We start from the raw sequence: 21,159 nt of genomic DNA, 5'->3' as shown, positions 1-21,159 counted from the left end.
CTATATCCTCACCCAACCACGACGACAGAGTCGGACGTGAAGTTATATTTCGGAACCTCGAGGTTCTTCGGCGCCGGACCCTGGCGGATGCGGCCGGCCGTATCATAGGCCGAACCGTGACAGGGGCAGAAATAGCCACCGAACGGCCCGCGATTCTCGCCCTCGCCCGCGCCCAGCGGCACGCAGCCGAGATGGGTGCAGACGCCCAGCGTGATCAGCCAGTTGGTGTGGCCCTTGGCAGTGCGCTGCTCGAGCGTCTGCGGATCGCGCAGCTCGGAGACCGGCACCGCTTCGGCGGCGGCGATCTCGGCCGGCATCAGGTTGCGCACGAACAGCGGCTGCTTGCGGAAGCTCGTCTTGATCGCCATTCCCGGCTCGATCTTCGACACGTCCACCTCGGTCGTCGACTGCGCGAGCACATCGGCGGACGGGTTCATCGAATTGATCAGCGGCAACACCACGACGCCGGCACCGACAGCCGCCACCGAAACGGCGGCATACTGCAGGTAATCGCGACGGCGGGGGTTTTCGGGACCTGCCAGATCGCCTTCAAATGCCATGTTTACCCCTTGCACTTCGGACTTGCCGCGAAAAACACGCGGGTACGATGGACGCAGACACGGGCGCTAAGGCCCCCCTCGTAGCCCGCCGGTGTTGTTCCCGGATTAAGCTAGCTGGCCTGATAGACGTGGCCCAAGCGCTTCGGCAACAGGGATTTTGAGCGGCTTGTTACACAGGCGCCGAGAAGGCTAGGAGCGAGGCCATGCGACTAGCCCTGTTCGAGCCCGATATTGCCGGCAATGTGGGTGCCGTGCTGCGCCTCGGCGCCTGTTTCGGCGCACCCGTGGATCTGATCGAACCGATGGGATTCGCGTGGAACGACGCCGCCCGCCGGCGCGCCGCGATGGATTATGGCGAGATCGCCGAAGTCGAGCGCCACGTCGATTTCGGCGCGTTCGCCGAGAAACTGACCGGCCGGGTGGTGCTGTTCAGCACCAAGGGATCGATCCGGCTCGACGAAGCGCGCTTCGAGCCGGGCGACACGCTGTTGTTCGGCTCCGAGAGCCGCGGCGCCCCCGATTTCGTCCATGACCGCGCGGATTTGATCGTGCGCATACCGCTGCGCGCCGGATTGCGCTCCTTGAACCTTGCGGTATCGGCGGGCATCGGGCTCGCCGAGGCGCTCCGCCAGACCAAAGGATTTCCGGAATGATCGAGCTCGACGAACAGCAACAGGCGGCCCGCACCTGGTTCGAGAGCCTGCGCGACGCGATCTGCGCCGAGTTCGAAGCGATCGAGGCCGAGGCCGGATCGGACGCGAAGTTCGACTATACCCCCTGGGACCGCACCGACCCGAACGGCGCGCCGGGCGGCGGCGGCGTGCGCGGGGTGATCAAGGGCAAGGTGTTCGAGAAGGCTGGCGTCAACGTCTCGACCGTCGGCGGCAGCTTCGAGGGCGAGTTCGCCAAGACGATCCACGGCGCCGGCGAGAACCCGAACTTCTTCGCCACCGGCATCAGCCTGGTCGCGCACATGGCCAATCCGCATGTGCCCGCGGTCCATATGAACACGCGCTTCCTGGTGACCACCAAGCGCTGGTTCGGCGGCGGCGCCGACCTCAATCCACCGATTCCCTATGCCGAGGATACTGCCGAGTTCCACGCGGCGATGCAGGCGGCGTGCGACGCGCATGATCCGCAACATTATCCGCGCTTCAAGGAATGGGCGGACGAGTATTTCTACATCCCCCACCGCAAGGTGCACCGGGGCGTCGGCGGGATCTTCTACGATCATCTCGAGGGGGACTGGGACGCGAACTTCGCCTTCACCCAGGATGTCGGCCGCGCGTTCCTCGACATCTTCCCCAAGCTGGTCCGCCGGCGGATGGGGATGGCGTTCAGCGAGGCGGAGCGCCAGCAGCAGCTCGAATGGCGCGGCCGCTATGCCGAGTTCAACCTGATCTATGACCGCGGCACGCTGTTCGGGCTCAAGACCGGCGGCAATATCGACGCGATCCTGATGAGCCTGCCGCCGGTGACGGCCTGGTCGTGAGCTGCCCATGGGCCTGATCCCGGTCGCGAACGACCAGATCGCCACGGTCGTGACTGCGCTGGAGATGCTGGCGCGGCCGCGGCCAAGGCCCCTGCCCGATTCGGCGCTGCGGCTGGTGCGCTGGAACGCGCCTGACCCGGCCAAGTACCGCGCGCTGTTCCGCCGCGTCGGCGAGCCCTGGCTGTGGTTCTCGCGGCTGGTAATGGACGACGACCGGCTGAGCGCGATCGTCCAGGACCCCAGGGTTTGGGTGCACGCCGTGGTCGACCGGGCGGGGATCGAAGTCGGCATGCTCGAGTTCGATTTCCGCGCCGAAGGGGTGTGCGAGCTGGGCTTTGTCGGCCTGGTGCCCGAGCTGGCCGGCAAGGGCCATGGCAACTGGCTGATGGCGCATGCGCTGATGCTCGCCTGGGCGCCGGGGATCAGCCGGGTCTGGGTGCATACCTGCACGCTCGACCATCCGGGCGCGCTCGGCTTCTACCGCAAGCATGGCTTCGTGCCGTACAAGCGCACGGTGGAGACCTTTGCCGATCCGCGGCTCGCCGGGGTGCTGGCGAGCGACGCGGCGCCTCAGATCCCCTGCTTGGGTGCGCCGAGCCGATAGGCGGCAACACGCGCCACCGCCAGCGCCGCCCATACCGCGCCGCCGAGCAGCGCCGTGGTGAGATACGAGACGATCGCGACTGCCTGGCTGCCGCCGACCAGGCCGGCGAGCGTGCCCAATATGCCGCTGGCGATGATGATCACGCCCAGCCCGAAGAAGAAGATCATCGTGCCGACCGCCAGTAGCGCCAGACCGCTGAACCCGGCGCTGCGCCGCCATCCCTGGCGAAACGCGTCGACGATTCCGCGCTCGGGCGCCGCGGCATAGGCCGGCCCGGCGAGCCAGGTCCGCGCAAGCGCGAACAAGGCGGGCAGGATCAGCCACAGCCCGAACGAGAAGAGCAGTCCGGCGATCACGTTGATCACGAAGAACACCGGGAAGCGCCGAAGCGTCAGCACCAGCACTTCGCCCAGCGTGCGTCCGCCGCCCTGAAGATAGAGGTTGAACACCGCGAAAGTGCCGAAATCGAAGACGAGGTTGATCGCGAAGATCGGCAGCGCATTCGCCCAGTAAAAGGCCATCAGCGCTTCGCGCATCTTTTCCGGATCGGGCGTCGCCGGCACGTCGAGCGTCGCGATGAGCAGGATCGCGGCGAGCATCGGCACGACGAAGAACAATCCCGCCAGCGGCACGAGCAGTTCGCGCTCGGCGCGCCAGAGGGTGCCGGCATCGATGAGGATGCCCCGGCTGGTGAAGCTCATGCGGTGTACACGCCTTCGCGCAGCCCGGCTTCGGACGAGAGCGCGAGGTAGAGCTTGGCGGTGAAGGCGGCGGCGACCAGCGTCAGGATGGCCTGCACTGCTGCCCGCGCGATGGAGGTGAGCACAAAGGCCAGCGAAAGCCCGGAGCCGCCCCCGGCGACAAGCTCGAATATGCTGCCGAACACCGTGGCGGCAGCCAGCACCGCGACCAGCGAAACCAGGATGAACAAGAGCAGGACGCCGATGATCGGCAGCGTATGCCCCCGCGTCAGCCGCCACGACTGTGCGAGTGCGCCGAACACCCGCCGCTCGTTGACGATGATCGAAGTCGTGAGGATCAGCCGGGCCATCATCCACAGGATCGCCGCGCTCACCGGGATCAGCCAGAGCACCAGCGCGCCCGAAGCCAGCTGGCTGATGCTGGACCGGTCCCCGCGCGCAACCGCGTCCAGGTCCGCGCCGAACAGCCCGAGGATCAGCGAGCCCGGGACGATCATCACTGCCGCGACGATGCAGAACAGCACCACCCAGACGAGCAGCGCGGCCGGCAGCCGGCGCGCGACGACACGCCGCGGCGGCGCGGTCCGGGCGCTGTCGATGCTCATGCCGACGATCGAGAGCCAGCCCCAGAACAGCATCACCGCGAGCAGGAGGTTGACCAGCGCCAGCGTGGTCGCCAGCCGCGGATCGGCGCCGTCGGCCATCACCGCGAGATTGCCCGAGACGCAGGCCGGAACGAAGAAGGCGAGCAACGCGACCGGCAGCACCGCCGGAAGGTTGTCGCTCAGAAACTCCGCCGTCCGATCCCAGACGGTGCCCATCTTCGCCATGCGACCCATGTCCTCCCTTTGCGGCGTGTTAGCCGCACGACATTATGTTGCCAATGCTTGCGCAATCGCTTCGGCGTGCGCAATTCGCACCCATGACCAAGGAAATCGAATGGCGGGTGTCGCCGGAGCCGATCGAATATGGCGCCGCGCTGGCCGAGATGGAGGCGCATGTCGCCGCGCTCACCGCCGGAACCGCCCCCGAACGCATCTGGCTGCTCGAGCACCCGCCGGTATACACCGCCGGCACCAGCGCGACCGATGCCAGCGAGCTGGTCGATGCCGCGCGCTTCCCGGTTTTCCGCACCGGGCGCGGCGGGCGCTACACCTATCACGGGCCCGGCCAGCGCATCGGCTATCTGATGCTCGACCTTAGAAACCGCAAAAGGGATGTGCGCGGCTATGTCCATGCCGTGGAGGGCTGGGTGATCGCCGCGCTGGGCGAATTGGGCATAGAGGCGTTCCGCGCCGAGGGCCGGATCGGGATTTGGACGCTCGATCAGGCGGGCAAGGAAGCCAAGATCGGCGCGATCGGGGTGCGCATCCGGCAATGGGTAACGATGCACGGCTTCGCCGTGAACCTTTCGCCGAACCTCAATGATTTCAACGGGATCGTGCCCTGCGGCATCGCCGAATTCCCGGTCACCAGCACCGCCGCGCTGGGCAAGCCTGTAACGAACGAGCAATTCGATTTGGCGCTACGGGCCACATTTTTGCCATTTTTGGACGCTCTCACCTAGGGCCAGGTAAATTCGAGTCTTGAGGGGTTTGCCCGAACCGTCTAATGTCCACTCCGGTTTGGGTATTAAGCGGCGTAACCGTAATCCAGATCCATTATCTAGGGAGCTTTCTACATGCGTGCAGTCATTTCGAAGATCGTTGCAGGTTCGATGATCGCCGGCGCGGCCCTCCTGGCCTCGGCGTGCACCAGCAATGAGTCGACCAACGTGACCAACACGACCGAGGTCGTTCCGACCGAGAACGTGACCACCGACACCATGGTGACGAACATCGACGCCGCCGCGACCGAGAACGGCGCGGTTGTCGAGAACACCACCACCACCGTGACGACGAACACCACCAACGCGATGTAATTTCGCGCTCGGTTGAGTGTTTGAAGAAAGGGGCCGTCCGGGCGACCGGGCGGTCCTTTTCTTTTGCGCTTTTGCGATGAAATGCCGGGATGACACGGCTCATATGGTAAAAAAGGGCTTCTGCCCGGAATCGAAACACCGTAACCCGGTGCCACGGGGTTCAACTGGTAGTTTTAGAGGGCAACATGCTCGCATCGCGTATCGCACTCGTGCTCGCCGGGGGGATTGGCCTGTTCGCCGCCATGCCGGCTTCGGCGCAGTTCTTCCTCAAGCCCGCCACGCTGGCCACCGGCCGCGTCACCGGCGAGGAGCCGGGCATGACCGGCCCCGCGCTGCCGGGCGCCACTGCTGACGAGCTGCGCGCCGCGCTCGCCTGGAACCTGCGCGCCGCACTCAACGTCGCCGCTCTCCAGTGCCAGTTCGAGCCGACCCTGCTCTCGGTCGACAATTACAATTCGCTGATCAAGGATCACTCGACCGAGTTGCGTGATTCATACGCTACGCTCGAGAAATATTTCATTAGAGCGTACAAGAACAAGAAGCAGGGCCAGCTAGAGCTCGACAAGTACGGCACCCGTATCTACTCGGGATTTTCCACTGTTCAGGGGCAGCTCTCTTTCTGCCAGACTGCCGCCGCAATCGGCCATGACGCAGTGTTCGTGAAGCCTGGCAAGTTCAGCGAGCTGGCACTGGACCGCATCAAGGAACTGCGCGCGAGCTTGGGCCCCTGGGGCGAGCAATATCGCCCGTCGGGCTATGTCGTCACCGGCATGTACGGCGTGAAGATGCCCCCCTTCGGCAACGACAAGTGCTGGAAGAAGGGCATGTACCAGGTCAAGAAGTGCGGGCCGCTGTTGCTCAACTGAGCTGCTGGTAATCTGCCTGCCAACAACATGATCGTCACCCCGGCCTTGTGCCGGGGTCCACCGTGCCGCACCCGCCGGCGCGGCCTTCTTGTCCGTGCCTAGCCTCCCAGCGGATCCCGGCACAAGGCCGGGATGACGGTTTGGGGGCTGTGTGACGGACCCGACTAGCGCAGCCCCAGCATCTTGTGCGTCTGCAAGGTCAGCCGCCATTTCGGCCGCGCCATCGCAAAGGCGATCGCCGCCTCGATATTCTCCTGCGCCGCAACGCTGTCCATCGGCTGGATCAGGAAGTTGGCGAAGTCCCAGCGCTCGATCGCCTCGACGTCGGTCCCTGCCTGCGGCCAGACCAGCTTGAGCTCGTCGCCCGAGCGCTGGACCACGTCGCTGCCTGCCTTTGGGCTGATGCACACCCAGTCGATCCCGGGATGCGCGGCGATCGTGCCGTTACTCTCGATCGCGATGCGGAAGCCGCGCGCGTGGAGCGCATCGACCAGCGCATCGTCGACCTGTAGCATCGGCTCGCCGCCGGTGAGCACCACGAAGCGCTTCTCCGCGCCCTCGCCCCAATGCCCGAGCACCGCCTCGGCCAGCGCCTCGGCATCGGCGAACTTGCCGCCGCCAACGCCGTCGGTGCCGACGAACTCGGTGTCGCAGAACTGGCAGACGGCGCTCGCCCGGTCCTGCTCCCGCCCGGTCCACAGATTGCAGCCGGCGAAGCGCACGAACACGGCACGCGCTCCCGCGTTCACGCCCTCGCCCTGGAGCGTGAGGAACATCTCCTTGACGCTATAGGTCATGGCTTCGTGGCGTATTTCGTCGGATCGGGGATGCCGGCTTCCTCGAAGCCCTTCGCGCGCAGGCGGCAGCTGTCGCACAGCCCGCAATGCAGCCCGCCGGGCGCCGGATCGTAGCACGACCAACTCAGCCCCATGTCGAGCCCCAGCCGCGTCCCTTCGCGGACGATGTCCGCCTTGGTCATGTGCTGGAGCGGCGCACGGATATGGAAGGGCTCACCCTCGACACCCGCCTTGGTCGCCAGCTCGGCAAGGCGCTCAAACCCCTCGATGAACTCGGGGCGGCAATCGGGATAGCCCGAATAATCGAGCGCGTTGACGCCGATATAGATGTCGCGTGCGCCCGCGGCTTCGGCCCAGCCGAGCGCGAGACTGAGGAAGATGGTATTGCGCGCCGGGACATAGGTGACCGGGATATCGTCGCCCACGCCTTCCTTCGGCACGTCGATATCGGCGGTGAGCGCCGATCCGCCGAACGCGCGCAGGTCCATCGGCATCACGACATGGCGCTCGGCGCCCAGCGTGGACGCGATGCGGCGCGCAGCGGCGAGTTCGACCTGGTGGCGCTGGTTATAGTCGAACGAAAGCGCGAACAGCCGATGCCCCGCTTCGCGCGCGAGCGAAGCCGAGATCATCGAATCGAGTCCGCCGGAAACGAGTATAATTGCAACGCTGTCAGCCATTTCGGCGACCTACTCCGGATTTTGCTGCAAAGCAAAATAACGCAAAATGGGCCGCCAAGGCGGCCCAGGTTAGGGAAAATCCATACCAGAGAGGAAAGTGCTCACTAAGAGCAATGTCACGGTAGCGCGGCAGCCGTGAAATAAGGGTTAAGACCCGTTCAGCTGCACGCGCCGATGCGGCGCGCCTCATATTCCTGCTCGAAGGGCGCGCCGTCGAGCACGCCCTGCGTCTCGATCTTGACCAGCCGCGGCGTTTCCACCGTCACCGTGGTGCGGCCCTTGCCATGGCCCGAACAGGTGTAGCTGATCGTCGTCGAGCGCTGGTCCTGCCCGATCACGAACTGATCGCACGGCGCGTTGCCATGACCGATCTGGATGAAGTTCACCGGTGCGGTGAAGCAGATCTTGCGCTCGCTGCCCAGCCGCTCCTTGAGCAGCCACTGGCCGCGCTCGATCTGGGTGAGCACGCCCTGCGTGGACGCGCGATGCGCCACGGCGGGCCCATCGACTGCAAGAAACAAGGATGCGACGGCAAGTGCCGCACACATCATACGCCCGAACAACATGCGCAACACCCTCCCGCGCGAACCTAAATCCGCGCCTTCACCCCGATATGGCGGTATCTGGGCGAATTACAACGCCGGCGGAACGAAATCCGCGAGCTTCACCGGGAATTTCTTCGAGCAGAACGCGCAATCGACGCTGATCACGCCGGTCTCGTCCGCCATCTCGGCCCGTTCCTCTTCGGGGAACTTGCTGAGCACGTCGGTGATGTACGCCGCGTCGCACCGGCAGCCGCGCGACAGCGCCGCACCGGCGAGGAGGCGCACCTCTTCCTCCTCGTTGAACAGCCGCCAGACCAACGTCTCGAGCGGGAGCGCGGGATCGGCGAGCTCGTCGAGGCCCATCGTCGATCCCATCGCCTCGACATGCTGCCATTCGGGATGGTCGAGCCGCACGTGCAGCCGCTCACGCCCGGCCTCGCCCTCGGGCAGATGCTGGAGGAACAGGCCGCCGCCGATCCACTTGCCGCTGGCCTTGTCGCGCACCGCGCCAAGCTGCACCAGACTTGGGATCTGCTCCGACTGGAGGAAATAGCTCTGCGCCGCCTCAGCGAGCGATTCGCCGTCGAGCGGGACGATGCCCTGATAGCGCTCCTTGGTGGTCGCCTGGTCGAAGGTGATCGCCAGATGGCCCTTGTTGAACAGCGCATAGAGCGACGGGTTCTTGCCGAGCTGCGACAGGCGCTTCTCGTCGAACTGCACATAGCCGCGCAGCTCGCCATTCTTATAATCGCACACCAGCAGACTGACGATGCCGCCCTGGGTCTGCGCCTGGAGCGTCATCTGGCCCTCGGCCTGTTTGAGCGTCGAGCCGAGCAGCGCGGTCAGCGTCAGCGCCTCGGCCAGCAGCCGCTCGATCTGCTCGGGATAGGCATGGGCGGACAGGATCTCGTCGAGCACCGGCCCCAGCCGCGCAACGCGGCCCCGGGTGTGGCGGCCGGGAATGGTGAAGCCGATCACGCGATCGAGATCGGTGGTGGGGGCGGTGTTGGTCACGTCGAAATCCTCGCTGCTCCGGCGATCACCAGAGCCATGCCTGCAGGCATAGGTTGTCGGAAGTTGGCTCGAATGTAGGAAGCCGGACTTCCGAAACAACTCAGCCAGTCTGGCCGAAGCACCAGCGCAATACTGCCTTCTGCGCGTGAAGACGGTTTTCCGCCTCCTGCCAGATCAGCGACTGGGGGCCGTCGATCACCGCGTCGACCACTTCCTCGCCGCGGTGCGCGGGCAGGCAATGGAGGAACTTGGCGCCGGGCTTGGCCTCGGCCATCAGCGCCTCGGTCACCTGGAAGGGCATCATCGCGGCGAGCTTGGTCTCGGCATGCGCCTGGCCCATCGAGATCCAGGTATCGGTGACGATGATGTCGGCGCCTTCCACCGCTTCCTGCGGCGTGCCGACGACGCGTGCGCGGCCCTTGCCGCGGGCGACATCCTCGTCGCTCGGCTGATAGCCCTGCGGGCAGGCGGCGACCACGTCGAAGCCCATCAGCCCACCGGCCTCCATGATCGAGGCAAGGACATTGTTGCCGTCGCCCAGCCACGCGACCTTGAGCCCCGGCAGGCCGAAGCCCGCCTCGAGGATCGTCTCCATGTCCGCCATGATCTGGCAGGGGTGCGAAGCGTCGGTCAGGCCGTTGATCACGGGCACGCTGGCATATTTCGCCATGTCGACCACCTTCTGGTGATCATCGGTGCGGATCATGATCGCGTCGACATAGCCCGAGAGAATCCGCGCGGTATCGGCGATACTCTCGCCGCGGCCGAGCTGCATCGAGCCGGCGTCCATCACGATCGAGGTGCCGCCGAGCTGGCGGATCGCCATGTCGAACGAGACGCGGGTACGGGTCGAGTTCTTCTCGAACACCATCGCCAGAACCCGGCCGGCGAGCGGGGCGTCGGCATCGACCTTGCCCTTGGGCCAGCCGGCGCGCGCCGCCTTGCGGGCGATCGCGTCGTCGAGCATCGCCTGGATGCCGGCGGCGCCGGCGTCGGACAGGTCGAGAAAGTGGCGGGTCATCTTCTTAATTCCTCCCCCAGCTCGCCTGGGGGAGGGGGACCGCCGGCCGAAGGCCGGGGGTGGAGTGGCCACGCCGAAGGCGCCGGAGGCCGCTCCACAACCACGCCGCTACGCGGCGCCCCTCCACCATGCTGCGCATGGTCCCCCTCCCCCAGACAAGCTCGGGGAGGAATTGTTGGTCAATCGTCACTCGGGATCCCGAAGGTCCGCGCGCCTTCGCTGAGGCGCTCGACGCATTCGGCGATGTGATCCTCGTTGATCACCAGCGGCGGCAGCACGCGGAAGACGTTCTCGCCGGCGGCGACCGTGAGCAGCCCGTGATTATCGCGCAGATGCGCCACGAAGTCGCGCGACACCGCCGGCTCCTTCATCTTGATGCCGAGCATCAGCCCCTTGCCGCGGATCTCCTCGAACAGGTGATCGTGGTTGGGGATCATCTGCTCGAAGGCCTGGCGCAGGCGCTCGCCCATCTTGGTGACGTTCCCCAGGAAGCCGTCTTCCAGCATCACGTCGAGGATCGCCGAGCCGGCCGCCATGGCGAGCGGGTTGCCGCCATAGGTCGAGCCGTGCGTGCCGATCACCATGCCCTTGGCCGCCTCTTCGGTGGCGAGGCACGCGCCGAGCGGGAAGCCGCCGCCAATGCCCTTGGCCGCGGTCATGATGTCGGGGGTGATGCCGTAATGCTCATAGGCCCACATCTTGCCGGTGCGGCCATAGCCGCACTGGATCTCGTCGAGGATGAGCAGCAGGCCATGCTCGTCGCAGGCCTTGCGCAGGCCCTGGATGAACTCCGGGGTGCCCGCGGTCATGCCGCCCTCGCCCTGCACCGTCTCGACCATGAAGCCGGCGGTCTCGTCGTCGATCAGCGCCAGCGCGCCCTCGAGGTCGTTGAACTTCGCGTACGCAAATCCCGGCAGCAGCGGCTCGAAGCCGTCGCGCATCTTGGCCTGGTCGGTCGCCGAGATCGCGCCCAGCGAACGGCCGTGGAAGGCGTTCTTGAAGGTGATCAGCTTGTGGCGCTGCGGGTTGCCGTTGACGAAGTGATAGCGGCGCGCGGTCTTGATCGCGCATTCGACCGCCTCGACGCCCGAATTGGTGAAGAACACCGTGTCGGCGAAGCTGACATCGACGATCCGCTGCGCCAGCACCTCGCCCTGGGGCGAGCCATAGAGGTTCGACACGTGCATCAGCGTGGCGACCTGGTCCTGCAGCACCTTGGTCAGATGCGGATGGCCATGGCCGAGCGCGTTGACCGCGATGCCCGCGGCGAAATCAAGATATTGCTCGCCGCGCTCGCCATAGAGGTAGACGCCCTCGCCTCGCACCGGCCGCACTGCGCACCGCGGGTAAACGGGCATGAGCGGGGTGATAGGCATGGGAACATACTCCTCAGGAAAAAGCTCGAAACGAGGCTCCAGAAACGCAAAAGGGCGGCCTATCGGGACCGCCCGAGGCGGGTGTTTACGAGCGGGGGGCCGGAGGCGTCAATAATCGTTTCGGCGAGGGGCATGCCGGGGCGTTATCGCCGCCCGGCATTGCCGTCAGTTCTTGATCTTCCACCCACGGCGCAGCAGCGTGTAGCAGACGCAGCCCAGCACCACGTCGAGCCCGAGGATCACCAGGCTGCCGATCAGGATCGGCGAATCGGCGACGCCGAGGAAGCCGTAGCGGAAGCCCGAGATGATGTAGAAGAACGGGTTGGCGTGGCTGATCGCCTGGAAGGTCGGCGCCAGCCGCTCGACCGAATAGAAGGTGCCCGACAGCAGCGCGAGCGGCGCGATGACGAAATTGTTGACCGCCGCGCTGTGATCGAACTTCTCCGCCCAGATCGAAGTCAGCACGCCGAGAAAGGCGAGCAGCACCGAGCCGAGCAGGCCGAACCACAAAACCGCCCAGGGCTGGACCGGCAGCGCCTCGCTGCCCAGATAGACCAGCATCACCATCCACACCGCCGCGCCGACCATGAAGGCGCGCGTCACGGCGCCGCCGACCATCGCCGCGAGCAGCTCAGCAGTGGAGAGCGGCGGCATCAGATAATCGACGATCGTTCCCTGGATCTTGCCGACGAGCAGCGAGAAGCTGGAATTGGCGAAGGAATTGTTGAGCATCCCCATCACGATCAGGCCGGGAGCGATAAAGGCGGCGAACGGCACCTGCGTCCCACCGACATGCACCGCCCCGCGCGACCCCAATGCGGTGGTGAAAACCACCATCAGCAGGAGCTGCGACATCGCCGGCGCCCAGATCGTCTGGAGCTGCACCTTGAAGAAACGGCGCACCTCCTTGATATAGAGGGTGCGCAAACCTCCCCAGTTGACGTTGCGGATAACCGGAACGCCGGGCTCGGGGAGCTGTTGACCTATTTCGGGCTGGCTGCTCATTACGCGATCGCGTACCCGCTGACCACAGCGTGGGCAAGATGAAGCTGGCCGCAAGGTGAAGGAAGAGAGTTGAGCTGGACCGAAGAGCGTATCGATACGCTGAAGAAGATGTGGGACAGCGGGCTGACCGCAACCCAGATCGCCGAGGAGCTGGGCGGCGTGAGTCGCAATGCCGTGATCGGCAAGGCGCACCGCCTTGGCCTGCCGGCACGCCCGTCGCCGGTGAAGCCCAATGAGCCCAAGGTCGCGGCCGAGCCCAAGCCGGCCCCCGCGCCGCGCCCGGCGCCCGTCGCCTCCGCCGCACCGGCCGAATCGCCCGCCCCGCGCGCTGCCGCCCCGGCCGCCGCGCCGTCGTCGAGCGACGACAGCGATGCGCCTGCCCCGGTCAAGCCCAGCGGCCCTGTGCTCCGCTCGGTCGGCCCCGGCGGCTTCGTCCGCCAGAATCCCGGCGAGCAGACACCGCCGATCGCCCCGGCCCCGCCGCGCCGACTCGTCCCGGCTCGTCCCAGCGAAGCGATCGCAGGCAAGACCGGCCTGCTCGATCTCAACGACAAGATCTGCAAATGGCCGCTCGGCCACCCCGGCGAGCCTGACTTCCACTTCTGTGGCGACAAGGTGAATCCGGGCTTCCCGTATTGCGTCGCGCATTGCGGCCATGCCTATCAGGCCCAGCTGCCCCGCCGCGACCGCCGCCCGCCGCCGCCGCTGCCCTTTGGCGGCCCGCGAGTCCGCTGACTTTCCTCGGGCTGCGGAGCGATCCGCAGCCCGATTGCCTTCACGAACCCGCAGGCGTAGCCTCCCCTATCTCGCAAAGGGGCTGGGCAATGGCATCTGCGGCCGGAAGCATCGCCGACTATCTGTTCGACGCCGCGGCGGGCCATGTCCACGCGATGGGCCGGCATTTCGGCGACGGCGCCGATGCCAGGCTGCACGAGATGACCGCGCAGGCCGGCCACATCCTCACCGCGGAAGGCGCTTCCGATGCCGAGATCGACAAGGCCCGCGACGCGCTGATTGCGCTGCTCGACCATGCCGCGATGCTCGCGCGCGACCTGCCCGACTATCCCGACGATTTGCTCGGCGAGCGCAGCTTCTTTCCCGCGCTGTCCTGGTTCTGCCCGCGCCATCCGTTCTGCTGAGCGCTGCGATGAGCACGAGCATCGAAGGCTTCAAGGCGGCGATCGACATTGCCAAGCAGGTGATCGCGCTGTCGACCGGATCGGTCGCCTTCACCGTGACCTTTCTCGACAAGTTCATCACGCGGCCTGCCGGCCAGGCGGCGGTAATCCCGACCAGCCTCTATGTCGCCTGGGTCCTGTTCGGCACGGCGATCTTCTTCGCGATGTTCCATCTGATGGGGATCACCGGATCGCTGGAGAGCATCGATCGCAAGGCCAATGGCTGGACGCTGAGCGAGTCGCAGCAAAAGGCGGCGGACGGCGGCACGGCGCATCTGCAATGGCCGGCGCTGCTGATGCTGGTCTTCTTCCTGGCGGCAGTGATCGCGATGATCGTCGCGGGGTTCGCCGCGCGCTGACGCCTCAACTATCGGGGGTGAACAGCCCCTGCAGGCCGGTAAGGATCGCGATGATCCCGAAGATCGCGAGCAGCAGCCCGCGCCCGCTGGTGCCGCTGCTCGGCGCGGGACGGCTGGTGAGGCGGTCCCAGAGCAACGCCAGGCCGACGCCGATCCCGACAATCTCGAAATGGAAGACGTGCGGGCCGCTGGTCAAATGGACGATCAGCCAATAGCCGCCCGCCACCAGCGCGACGATTCCGACGATCCAGCCGAACGGTGCCAGCTTGCCGGCGAATCGGCCCAGATCGTCCCCCACCCGCGGCGATTGCTCGAGCAGGGCGATGGCGAGCAGGAAGCCGCCCAGGATATTGGCGAGGTCGAGGAGCAGCGCGATCATCCCGCCCGAACGCACCTCCCGCCTTTTGGTTCGCCGGCGTGGCCGCGCGAATATTCGCAATTTATGCAGATCCCTGAATTTACGTGGCCAGGTTTACGCGACGCTAACCATCGCGGGCCTAGGCGAACGGAATGGACCGTTTTGGAGCTATGCTTGCCCGTCATGCCCTGAGCGCACAGCTCGCGCTCGTGCTGCTGGCCCTGTTGTGCGCGGCATTCTGGCCGCCTGCGCAGGGACGGATGCTCCTCGTGCCGGTGTCATCTGGTGCCGCGACGCACATGCTCGCGCGTGCCGTCGATGGCGGCGCACAGCTGCTCGGCACCGGCCCGATCCCCGGCAGCTTCGTCATCACCGGCAGCCACCTCGCGGTCGCCTCCGCCCTTACCGGCGAGGCCGTGCTGATCCTTGCCGCCCCGCCGGCACTGTGCGGAGGAGTCGCGGCATGAGCGAGATCGATCGCCTTCGCCGCCGCGGCGTCGAGATCCTGGTCATCGGCGCCTGGGCCACCGTCGCGGTGGTCTTTCTGCTCGGCCTGTTGCTACGCGGCAGCCAGCAGGAGTGGATCACGCTGCTGCTCGGCGCGGCCGCCAATGTCGCGCCGACGATCGTCGCGCTGCGCCGCCGCTACGACCTGTCCGCACGGCTGATCGTCGGCACGCTCGCCGCGATCCAGCCCGCGCTCGCTATCTATGCGCTGAATGGCCATCCCTGGCAGATGGACACGCACATGTACTTCTTCGTCGCGCTCTCGGCGCTGACGCTGCTGTACGACTGGCGCCCGATCGCGCTCGCCGGCGGCCTGATCGCCGCGCACCATATCCTTTTCCAGCTCCTGCTCCCCGCTTGGGTGTTCGAGGGCGGCGGCGATTTCGGCCGCGTCGTCTTCCACGCCGTGGCGGTGGTGCTCGAATTCGCAGTGCTCGCCTATCTCACCACCCAGCTCGTCCGACTGATCGAAGCGCAGGCCGATGCCCGCGCCCAGAGCGACCGCTTCGCCCAGGATGCCAGCGCGCGCGCCGGGGATGCCGAATCGGCGCTCAGCGCCGTGCGCGCCGCCGAAGCTCGCGAGCGCGCCGAGCGCGAACGCCGCGAGGCGAGCGAGCGCGGGGCCGCCGAACAGCGCCGTGGCGAGATGCTCGCGCTCGCCACTGCCTTCCAGGAATCGGTCGCCGAGACCGTGCGCGACGTGACGCGTGCCGCCAGCGAGCTCGATCATTCCGCCCATTCGCTCAACACGCTGGCCCACAAGGCCAATGGCGAGCTTGCCGCCACCGTCCATATCGCCACCCAGGCCTCGGAAACGGCCGAGGGGCTCGCCCACGGCGTGCGCCAGCTCTCCGCCTCGATCATGGCGATCGCGACCAGCGTCGACCAGCAGGCGACATTGAGCGGCGCGGCGCGCGGCGTCTCGCGCTCGGGCGAAAGCGCGGTGCGTGCGCTGGCCGGCAAGGCCAGCACGATCAGCGGATTCGCCGAATCGATCCAGGAAATCGCCGCGCGCACCAATTTGCTCGCGCTCAACGCGACGATCGAGGCGGCGCGTGCCGGCGAAGTCGGCCGCGGCTTCGCGGTGGTCGCGCATGAAGTGAAGGCGCTCGCCAATCAGACCGGCGGCGCCACCGAAGAGATTCGCAGCCTTGCCGGCACCGTCCATAGCGGCGCGGCGGAAGCCTCTGACGCACTAGGCGAGATCGCGCGCACCGTTGCCGAAGTCGCCGCGGCGGCCGAGGCGATCCGCACCGAAGTCGATGGCCAGCACCAGGCCGCGGGCATGATCGAGGCGACGGCACACGACACTGCCGAGGGCGCCAACCGCATGGCCGAGCGGATCGGCGCGGTCGCCGGCGTGGCGAGCGATACCGAGGCCCTGTCCGACCGCGTCTCCTGCTCCGCCACCGGGCTTTCGCAGGCCGCGCTGGCGCTGGAAGCGGCGACCGACAAGTTCATCGCGCAGCTGAAGGCGGCTTAGGCCCCCGACCTTCCCAAACACCCGTCGTCACCCCGGACTTGTTCCGGGGTCCACGGTGCCGCGCCTTCTGAATTCCGAGCCTCTTGCCCCTGGCTCGCCTCCCGGTGGACCCCGGCACATGGCCGGGGTGACGAAATTGGGTTTTGCGGGCAGCCCACACCGCTTGCGCCCGTCACCGCACACCCCCTATACGTTCTCCATGGCTGCTGAAGACTTGTTTGCCGCGCCGGGCGTGCCCTCCGGCACCTATGACGCTTCCTCGATCGAAGTTCTCGAAGGACTGGAGCCGGTCCGGCGCCGGCCGGGCATGTATATCGGCGGCACCGACGAGCGCGCGCTGCACCACCTCGCCGCCGAAGTGCTCGACAATGCGATGGACGAGGCCGTGGCCGGCCACGCCAACCGCATCGAAGTCACGCTCGAGGCCGGCAACCGGCTGACCATCGTCGACAATGGCCGCGGCTTTCCGGTCGATCCGCACCCAAAATTCCCCGACAAGTCGGCGCTCGAGGTGATCCTCTCGATGCTCCACTCGGGCGGCAAATTCTCGGGCAAGGCCTATGCGACCTCGGGCGGCCTGCACGGCGTCGGCATCTCCGTGGTCAACGCGCTGTCGGTCGAAACCACCGTCGAAGTCGCGCGCGAGAAGCAGCTCTATCGCCAGCGCTTCAGCCAGGGAAAGACGCTCGGCCCGCTCGAGCATCTCGGCGGCACCCCCAATCGCCGCGGCAGCTCGGTCAGCTTCATCCCCGACAGCGAGATCTTCGGCGAGATGCTGTTCAAGCCGAACCGGCTCTACAAGCTGGTCCGCTCCAAGGCCTATCTGTTCGCCGGCGTCGAGATCCGCTGGAAGTGCGACGCCGAGCTGATCAGCGACGACACGCCGGCCGAAGCGGTATTCCAATTCCCCGGCGGCCTTGCCGATCACCTCAAGGAGCAGATCGGCACGCGCGAATGCGCCACGTCCGACTTCTTCGCGGGCAACCAGGATTTCCCCGGCGAGAATAACGGCCGGGTCGAATGGGCGGTGTCGTGGCCGCTGTGGAGCGACGGCTCGTACAGCTGGTATTGCAACACCATCCCGACCCCTGATGGCGGCACGCACGAAGCCGGCCTGCGCGGTGCGCTGACCAAGGGCATCCGCGCTTTCGGCGAACTGATCGGCAACAAGAAGGCCAAGGAGATCACCGCCGACGACATCATGGTCGGCTCCGAACTCATGCTGTCGGTCTTCATCCGCGAACCGCAATTTCAGTCGCAGACCAAGGACCGGCTGACCTCGCCCGAGGCGACCGCGCTCGTCGAGAAGGCGGTGCGCGACCATTTCGACCATTTCCTCACCGACAATATGGACCGCGGCAAGGCGCTGCTCGGCTATGTGCTCGAGCGGATGGACGACCGGTTGCGCCGCAAGCAGGAGCGCGAGGTCAAGCGCAAGACCGCGACCAGCGCGCGCAAGCTGCGCCTCCCCGGCAAGCTCACCGATTGCTCGGCCGACGATCCCACCGGCACCGAGCTGTTCATCGTCGAGGGCGATTCGGCAGGCGGCAGCGCCAAACAGGCGCGCGACCGCAAGACGCAGGCGATCCTGCCGATCCGCGGCAAGATCCTCAACGTCGCCAGCGCCACCTCGGCCAAGATCCTGGCCAACCAGGAAATCGCCGACCTGATCCTCGCGATGGGCTGCGGCACGCGCAAGGACTGCGATCCCTCGAACCTGCGCTACGAGAAGATCATCATCATGACCGACGCAGACGTGGACGGCGCGCATATCGCCACGCTGCTGATGACCTTCTTCTTCCAGGAAATGCCAGATCTGGTCCGCCAGGGGCATCTCTACCTCGCCCAGCCGCCGCTCTATCGCCTCACCGTTGGCTCGAAGTCACTCTATGCCCGCGACGACGCGCACCGGCTCGAGATCGAGGCGACGGCGTTCAAGGGCAAGAAGGTCGAAGTCAGCCGCTTCAAGGGCCTGGGCGAGATGAACCCGAACCAACTCAAGGAAACCACGATGGACCCGAAGACCCGGGGCCTGCTGCGCATCACGCTCCCCCAGGAATATGAGGAGCGCGCCGGGGTGAAGGACCTGGTCGACCGGCTGATGGGCAGCAATCCGGCGCACCGCTTCGCCTTCATCCAGGAGAATGCGGCACGGATCGACGAGGAAGTGATCGACGCCTGATTGCGCGCGATAAATGTTGATATCATAATTTATCGCGCGTAGAAGCAGCACCTCCATAGCCGATGAGGCACCGATGCGCCTGCTCCCGTATCTCGCCGCCTTCCTGATCGCCGCGCCTGCTTTGGCGCAGACCGCAGCGCCGCCGGTCGCCCCGGCCGCCCCCGTCAAGGCCGATCCCGCCTTTACCGAGCGGGTGAACCAGCTGCCCGGCCTGCTCAGCGGCAAGGTCAGCTATGACGAGTATTTCACCCCCGCCTTCAAGGCCGCGGTGCCGCGCGAGAAGTTCGATCCGATCATCGCGCAGTTCAAAGCCGCCGGCGTAGGAGGGGTGGAGAAGATCGACCAGGTCACGCCTTGGCAGGCGACGGTGCAGATTGGGCTCAACGAGGCGGTGGCGACGCTGAAGATCGCCGTGGATCCGGCGCCGCCGCACCAGGTGACTGGCCTGCTGATCACCGGCAGCGCGCTGCGCGATACCGGCAAGACCCCCGCCACCGCTACCGAGGCGATGGCCGAGCTCAAGACGCTGCGCGGCTCCGCCGGCTTCGCGATCGCCCGGCTGGGCGCGGGCAAGCCGCAGCTCATCCAGGGCTATAATGCCGACAAGCCTTATGCGATCGGATCGGCGTTCAAGCTGGTGATCCTGTCCGAGCTGGTCCGCGAGACCAATGCCGGCACGCGCAAATGGGACGATCTCGTCACGCTCGACGGCACGCCGCTGCCCGGCGGCGGCTATACGATGAAGCCCAAGGGCACGCAGGTCTCCTTGCGCGAACTCGCCACCCAGATGATCTCGATCAGCGACAACAGCGCGACCGACATCCTGCTCCACACGCTGGGCCGCGAGAAGGTCGAGGCGATGATGCCGGTGCTCGGCATCGCCGATCCGGCGCGCAACCGCCCCTTCCTCGCCACGCTCGACATGTTCAAGCTCAAGGGCGTGGCAGGCCTAGCCGATCGCTATCTCGCGCTCGATGAGGCTGGACGGCGCGCGCTGCTGAACGGCGAGATGACCGGCATCCCGACGATCCTGATCGACGCGACAAGCTTCACCCAGAAGATCCCCAAGCTGATCGACACCTTTGAGTGGTTCGAGAGCCCCAGCGATCTGGTCCGGGTGATGGACTGGCTGCGGCGCAACACCGAGGGGCCCGCCGGCGCCGATGCCCGCGCGGTGCTGTCGAAGAACCCCGGCCTGCCGCCCGAGGCCAAGGCGCGCTGGCAATGGGTCGGCTTCAAGGGTGGATCGGAGCCGGGGGTGATCAACCTCACCTATCTGCTGGAGGCGAAGAATGGCGACTGGTATGTCGTCACCGCCAGCTGGAACGATCCCGCCAAGGAAATCGAGCAAGGCCATTTCGCCGCGCTGATCGCCAAGGCGGCGGAGCTGGTGCCCGCGCCCTAGATCTCCCCGCGCATCCGCCGCTTGTGATATTTGGTGCGGACCCCGATCCCCACCAGCATCAGCGCGAAGCCGGTGACGATCGCGGCCAGCGTGACGACGTTCGGGATCGGCGTCCAATAGGCGTTGATCAGGATCAGCGCCGAGCCAAGCACCGCCAGCGCCACGCCGGTGCGGCGAAGCGGCTTGGCCACCGCCATCAGCTCACGGCGATAGGCGCGCCGTTCCTCGGGGTCGTTGAGGTTGGGGATCGGCCGCGGGGTCAACGATTGCCTCCGATGATGTCGCCGAGCGAGCCGAGCACCGAGCCTTCGCCGCGATTCTGCCCGCCATAGGAAGAGGCCGCCGCCATCATCCGCCCGGCCAGGCGCGAGAAGGGCAGCGACTGGATCCATACCTTGCCCGGGCCGCGCAGCCGCGCGAAGAACAGCCCCTCGCCGCCGAAGATCATGCTGCGCACGCCGCCTGCGCTGATCAGGTCGAAATCCACCGACGGCGTGAACGCCGCGACACAGCCGGTGTCGACATGGAGCTCCTCGCCCGGCGCCAGCTCGCGCTCGACGACCATCCCGCCGAACTGGACGAACACCCAGCCATCACCGTCGAGCTTCTGCATGATGAAGCCCTCGCCACCGAACAGCCCGGTCATCACCCGGCGCTGGAAGGCGATGCCCATCGACACGCCCTTGGCGGCGCAGAGGAACGCGTCCTTCTGGCAGATCAGCGTGCCGCCCAGCTGATCGAGCTTGAGCGGCACGATCGCGCCGGGCACCGGTGCCGCGAACGCCACGCGCGCCTTGCCCGAGCCATTGTGCGTGAAGACGGTGGTGAACAGGCTCTCACCCGTCACCAGCCTTTTGCCGGCGCCGAGCAGCGCGCCCATGAAGCCGCCGCCCTGCTGGCCGCTGCCATCGCCGAACACGGTGGTCATGCCGACACTCGCATCCTTCCACACCAGGGCGCCCGCCTCGGCCACCGCGCTTTCGCCCGGATCGAGCTCGATCTCGACGAACTGGAGCTCCTGCCCCTTGATCTCGAAATCGATGTCGTCGGCGATGCCGGCGCTGCGGCTATGGCTCCACGGACTTTGCGGCATGGTCACTCCCTC

The 21,159-nt window shown here is 66.5% G+C and carries 26 protein-coding genes; 13 read left to right on the top strand and 13 right to left on the bottom strand.

Translation table 11 applies throughout. The annotated features are described in order from the left end of the window. Positions 1–8: 8 nt before the first annotated feature. Complete coding sequence (gene petA, locus HZY97_RS19430) at positions 9–560, bottom strand: ubiquinol-cytochrome c reductase iron-sulfur subunit (protein WP_180147747.1); 552 nt, start codon at positions 558–560, stop codon at positions 9–11. Between the two features lie 203 nt (positions 561–763). Here petA and HZY97_RS19425 point away from each other — a divergent pair, with 203 nt between their 5' ends. Genes HZY97_RS19425 through HZY97_RS19415 form a run of 3 tightly spaced genes read left to right on the top strand, consistent with a single transcriptional unit; the run spans position 764 to position 2,656 of the window. Continuing rightward, entirely contained in the window at positions 764–1,213 is a 450-nt protein-coding gene (locus HZY97_RS19425) for a tRNA (cytidine(34)-2'-O)-methyltransferase (RefSeq protein ID WP_180147746.1), read from the top strand. Then, positions 1,210–2,052, top strand: a complete 843-nt coding sequence (hemF, locus tag HZY97_RS19420) for an oxygen-dependent coproporphyrinogen oxidase (RefSeq protein ID WP_180147745.1) — start codon at positions 1,210–1,212, stop codon at positions 2,050–2,052. The genes HZY97_RS19425 and hemF overlap by 4 nt, the downstream gene beginning before the upstream one ends. Positions 2,053–2,059: 7 nt before the next feature. Next, positions 2,060–2,656, top strand: a complete 597-nt coding sequence (locus HZY97_RS19415; protein WP_180147744.1) for a GNAT family N-acetyltransferase — start codon at positions 2,060–2,062, stop codon at positions 2,654–2,656. On the opposite strand, the gene HZY97_RS19410 is transcribed toward HZY97_RS19415, so the two are convergent. Both HZY97_RS19410 and HZY97_RS19405 read right to left on the bottom strand, forming a co-directional pair. Continuing rightward, positions 2,623–3,357 carry a hypothetical protein gene (locus HZY97_RS19410; protein WP_180147743.1) on the bottom strand — a complete coding sequence of 245 codons (735 nt, stop codon included), beginning with the start codon at positions 3,355–3,357 and terminating at the stop codon, positions 2,623–2,625. The two genes, HZY97_RS19415 and HZY97_RS19410, sit on opposite strands and share 34 nt — an antisense overlap. Further along, the gene (locus HZY97_RS19405; RefSeq protein WP_180147742.1) at positions 3,354–4,196 is read right to left on the bottom strand and encodes a hypothetical protein; all 843 of its coding nucleotides are present in this window, start codon (positions 4,194–4,196) and stop codon (positions 3,354–3,356) included. The genes HZY97_RS19410 and HZY97_RS19405 overlap by 4 nt, the downstream gene beginning before the upstream one ends. Before the next feature lie 83 nt (positions 4,197–4,279). Between HZY97_RS19405 and lipB the strand changes: the two genes are divergently transcribed. The 3 genes from lipB to HZY97_RS19390 all read left to right on the top strand — a co-directional run bounded on the left by lipB (position 4,280) and on the right by HZY97_RS19390 (position 6,144). Beyond that, complete coding sequence (gene lipB, locus HZY97_RS19400; RefSeq protein ID WP_180147741.1) at positions 4,280–4,924, top strand: lipoyl(octanoyl) transferase LipB; 645 nt, start codon at positions 4,280–4,282, stop codon at positions 4,922–4,924. 114 nt (positions 4,925–5,038) lie between these two features. Then, positions 5,039–5,278: a hypothetical protein gene (locus HZY97_RS19395; RefSeq protein ID WP_180147740.1), complete on the top strand. Its 240-nt coding sequence runs from the start codon at positions 5,039–5,041 to the stop codon at positions 5,276–5,278. A 185-nt stretch (positions 5,279–5,463) separates the two neighbouring features. After that, positions 5,464–6,144, top strand: coding sequence for a hypothetical protein (locus HZY97_RS19390; protein ID WP_180147739.1), 681 nt, complete (start codon positions 5,464–5,466; stop codon positions 6,142–6,144). Between the two features lie 164 nt (positions 6,145–6,308). On the opposite strand, the gene queE is transcribed toward HZY97_RS19390, so the two are convergent. From queE to HZY97_RS19355, 7 genes are all read right to left on the bottom strand, one after another. Continuing rightward, complete coding sequence (gene queE, locus HZY97_RS19385) at positions 6,309–6,941, bottom strand: 7-carboxy-7-deazaguanine synthase (RefSeq protein ID WP_180147738.1); 633 nt, start codon at positions 6,939–6,941, stop codon at positions 6,309–6,311. After that, on the bottom strand, positions 6,938–7,621 hold the full coding sequence (gene queC / locus HZY97_RS19380) for a 7-cyano-7-deazaguanine synthase QueC (RefSeq protein WP_180147737.1): 684 nt from the start codon (positions 7,619–7,621) through the stop codon (positions 6,938–6,940). Before queC ends, queE begins: the two co-directional genes overlap by 4 nt. Positions 7,622–7,779: 158 nt before the next feature. Next, positions 7,780–8,142 (bottom strand): hypothetical protein, encoded by a 363-nt coding sequence (locus HZY97_RS19375; protein ID WP_180147736.1) that lies wholly within the window; start codon positions 8,140–8,142, stop codon positions 7,780–7,782. Between the two features lie 111 nt (positions 8,143–8,253). Beyond that, positions 8,254–9,180 carry an Hsp33 family molecular chaperone HslO gene (locus HZY97_RS19370; RefSeq protein WP_180147735.1) on the bottom strand — a complete coding sequence of 309 codons (927 nt, stop codon included), beginning with the start codon at positions 9,178–9,180 and terminating at the stop codon, positions 8,254–8,256. 100 nt (positions 9,181–9,280) lie between these two features. Further along, entirely contained in the window at positions 9,281–10,201 is a 921-nt protein-coding gene (gene argF / locus HZY97_RS19365; protein ID WP_180147734.1) for an ornithine carbamoyltransferase, read from the bottom strand. A gap of 179 nt (positions 10,202–10,380) precedes the next feature. After that, positions 10,381–11,577: an aspartate aminotransferase family protein gene (locus tag HZY97_RS19360; RefSeq protein ID WP_180147733.1), complete on the bottom strand. Its 1,197-nt coding sequence runs from the start codon at positions 11,575–11,577 to the stop codon at positions 10,381–10,383. 165 nt (positions 11,578–11,742) lie between these two features. Beyond that, positions 11,743–12,582 (bottom strand): ABC transporter permease, encoded by an 840-nt coding sequence (locus HZY97_RS19355; protein ID WP_180147732.1) that lies wholly within the window; start codon positions 12,580–12,582, stop codon positions 11,743–11,745. Positions 12,583–12,651: 69 nt separating this feature from the next. Here HZY97_RS19355 and HZY97_RS19350 point away from each other — a divergent pair, with 69 nt between their 5' ends. From HZY97_RS19350 to HZY97_RS19340, 3 genes are all read left to right on the top strand, one after another. Further along, entirely contained in the window at positions 12,652–13,317 is a 666-nt protein-coding gene (locus HZY97_RS19350) for a GcrA family cell cycle regulator (RefSeq protein WP_180147731.1), read from the top strand. 89 nt (positions 13,318–13,406) lie between these two features. Continuing rightward, entirely contained in the window at positions 13,407–13,721 is a 315-nt protein-coding gene (locus HZY97_RS19345) for a hypothetical protein (protein ID WP_180147730.1), read from the top strand. Between the two features lie 8 nt (positions 13,722–13,729). Then, on the top strand, positions 13,730–14,119 hold the full coding sequence (locus HZY97_RS19340; RefSeq protein WP_180147729.1) for a hypothetical protein: 390 nt from the start codon (positions 13,730–13,732) through the stop codon (positions 14,117–14,119). 4 nt (positions 14,120–14,123) lie between these two features. On the opposite strand, the gene HZY97_RS19335 is transcribed toward HZY97_RS19340, so the two are convergent. Beyond that, positions 14,124–14,498 (bottom strand): hypothetical protein, encoded by a 375-nt coding sequence (locus tag HZY97_RS19335; RefSeq protein WP_180147728.1) that lies wholly within the window; start codon positions 14,496–14,498, stop codon positions 14,124–14,126. Positions 14,499–14,629: 131 nt separating this feature from the next. Here HZY97_RS19335 and HZY97_RS19330 point away from each other — a divergent pair, with 131 nt between their 5' ends. The 4 genes from HZY97_RS19330 (at position 14,630) to HZY97_RS19315 (ending at position 20,054) form a co-directional block, all read left to right on the top strand. After that, entirely contained in the window at positions 14,630–14,944 is a 315-nt protein-coding gene (locus HZY97_RS19330) for a hypothetical protein (RefSeq protein ID WP_257215180.1), read from the top strand. After that, a complete protein-coding gene (locus tag HZY97_RS19325) occupies positions 14,941–16,467 on the top strand; it encodes a methyl-accepting chemotaxis protein (protein ID WP_180147727.1) in 1,527 nt (508 codons plus the stop codon). Before HZY97_RS19330 ends, HZY97_RS19325 begins: the two co-directional genes overlap by 4 nt. A 199-nt stretch (positions 16,468–16,666) precedes the next feature. Further along, positions 16,667–18,649: a DNA topoisomerase IV subunit B gene (gene parE / locus HZY97_RS19320; protein ID WP_180147726.1), complete on the top strand. Its 1,983-nt coding sequence runs from the start codon at positions 16,667–16,669 to the stop codon at positions 18,647–18,649. 73 nt (positions 18,650–18,722) lie between these two features. Beyond that, on the top strand, positions 18,723–20,054 hold the full coding sequence (locus HZY97_RS19315) for a serine hydrolase (protein WP_180147725.1): 1,332 nt from the start codon (positions 18,723–18,725) through the stop codon (positions 20,052–20,054). Here the strand turns inward: HZY97_RS19315 and HZY97_RS19310 are convergent. Together HZY97_RS19310 and HZY97_RS19305 are read right to left on the bottom strand one after the other, a co-directional pair. After that, complete coding sequence (locus HZY97_RS19310) at positions 20,051–20,317, bottom strand: hypothetical protein (protein WP_180147724.1); 267 nt, start codon at positions 20,315–20,317, stop codon at positions 20,051–20,053. The genes HZY97_RS19315 and HZY97_RS19310 overlap by 4 nt on opposite strands. Further along, positions 20,314–21,147 carry a TIGR00266 family protein gene (locus HZY97_RS19305; protein WP_180147723.1) on the bottom strand — a complete coding sequence of 278 codons (834 nt, stop codon included), beginning with the start codon at positions 21,145–21,147 and terminating at the stop codon, positions 20,314–20,316. The genes HZY97_RS19310 and HZY97_RS19305 overlap by 4 nt, the downstream gene beginning before the upstream one ends. Between the last annotated feature and the right edge of the window lie 12 nt (positions 21,148–21,159).

The sequence above is a fragment of the Sphingomonas sp. R-74633 genome (assembly GCF_013416555.1).
Lineage (GTDB): Bacteria > Pseudomonadota > Alphaproteobacteria > Sphingomonadales > Sphingomonadaceae > Sphingomonas.
The sequence above is the reverse complement of the archived record's forward strand: the minus strand, read 5'-3'. Positions and strand labels throughout refer to the sequence as shown.

Excerpts from the sequence above, each read along its gene's own strand:
- HZY97_RS19325 (WP_180147727.1), top strand. The coding sequence starts at position 14,941 with ATGAGCGAGATCGATCGCCTTCGCCGCCGCGGCGTCGAGATCCTGGTC.
- HZY97_RS19410 (WP_180147743.1), bottom strand. The coding sequence starts at position 3,357 with ATGAGCTTCACCAGCCGGGGCATCCTCATCGATGCCGGCACCCTCTGG.
- HZY97_RS19395 (WP_180147740.1), top strand. The coding sequence starts at position 5,039 with ATGCGTGCAGTCATTTCGAAGATCGTTGCAGGTTCGATGATCGCCGGC.
- HZY97_RS19355 (WP_180147732.1), bottom strand. The coding sequence starts at position 12,582 with ATGAGCAGCCAGCCCGAAATAGGTCAACAGCTCCCCGAGCCCGGCGTT.
- HZY97_RS19360 (WP_180147733.1), bottom strand. The coding sequence starts at position 11,577 with ATGCCTATCACCCCGCTCATGCCCGTTTACCCGCGGTGCGCAGTGCGG.
- HZY97_RS19345 (WP_180147730.1), top strand. The coding sequence starts at position 13,407 with ATGGCATCTGCGGCCGGAAGCATCGCCGACTATCTGTTCGACGCCGCG.
- HZY97_RS19405 (WP_180147742.1), bottom strand. The coding sequence starts at position 4,196 with ATGGGTCGCATGGCGAAGATGGGCACCGTCTGGGATCGGACGGCGGAG.
- HZY97_RS19390 (WP_180147739.1), top strand. The coding sequence starts at position 5,464 with ATGCTCGCATCGCGTATCGCACTCGTGCTCGCCGGGGGGATTGGCCTG.
- HZY97_RS19415 (WP_180147744.1), top strand. The coding sequence starts at position 2,060 with ATGGGCCTGATCCCGGTCGCGAACGACCAGATCGCCACGGTCGTGACT.
- HZY97_RS19330 (WP_257215180.1), top strand. The coding sequence starts at position 14,630 with ATGGACCGTTTTGGAGCTATGCTTGCCCGTCATGCCCTGAGCGCACAG.
- hemF (WP_180147745.1), top strand. The coding sequence starts at position 1,210 with ATGATCGAGCTCGACGAACAGCAACAGGCGGCCCGCACCTGGTTCGAG.
- HZY97_RS19305 (WP_180147723.1), bottom strand. The coding sequence starts at position 21,147 with ATGCCGCAAAGTCCGTGGAGCCATAGCCGCAGCGCCGGCATCGCCGAC.
- lipB (WP_180147741.1), top strand. The coding sequence starts at position 4,280 with ATGACCAAGGAAATCGAATGGCGGGTGTCGCCGGAGCCGATCGAATAT.
- HZY97_RS19340 (WP_180147729.1), top strand. The coding sequence starts at position 13,730 with ATGAGCACGAGCATCGAAGGCTTCAAGGCGGCGATCGACATTGCCAAG.
- HZY97_RS19335 (WP_180147728.1), bottom strand. The coding sequence starts at position 14,498 with ATGATCGCGCTGCTCCTCGACCTCGCCAATATCCTGGGCGGCTTCCTG.
- queE (WP_180147738.1), bottom strand. The coding sequence starts at position 6,941 with ATGACCTATAGCGTCAAGGAGATGTTCCTCACGCTCCAGGGCGAGGGC.
- HZY97_RS19425 (WP_180147746.1), top strand. The coding sequence starts at position 764 with ATGCGACTAGCCCTGTTCGAGCCCGATATTGCCGGCAATGTGGGTGCC.
- argF (WP_180147734.1), bottom strand. The coding sequence starts at position 10,201 with ATGACCCGCCACTTTCTCGACCTGTCCGACGCCGGCGCCGCCGGCATC.
- HZY97_RS19315 (WP_180147725.1), top strand. The coding sequence starts at position 18,723 with ATGCGCCTGCTCCCGTATCTCGCCGCCTTCCTGATCGCCGCGCCTGCT.
- parE (WP_180147726.1), top strand. The coding sequence starts at position 16,667 with ATGGCTGCTGAAGACTTGTTTGCCGCGCCGGGCGTGCCCTCCGGCACC.
- queC (WP_180147737.1), bottom strand. The coding sequence starts at position 7,621 with ATGGCTGACAGCGTTGCAATTATACTCGTTTCCGGCGGACTCGATTCG.
- petA (WP_180147747.1), bottom strand. The coding sequence starts at position 560 with ATGGCATTTGAAGGCGATCTGGCAGGTCCCGAAAACCCCCGCCGTCGC.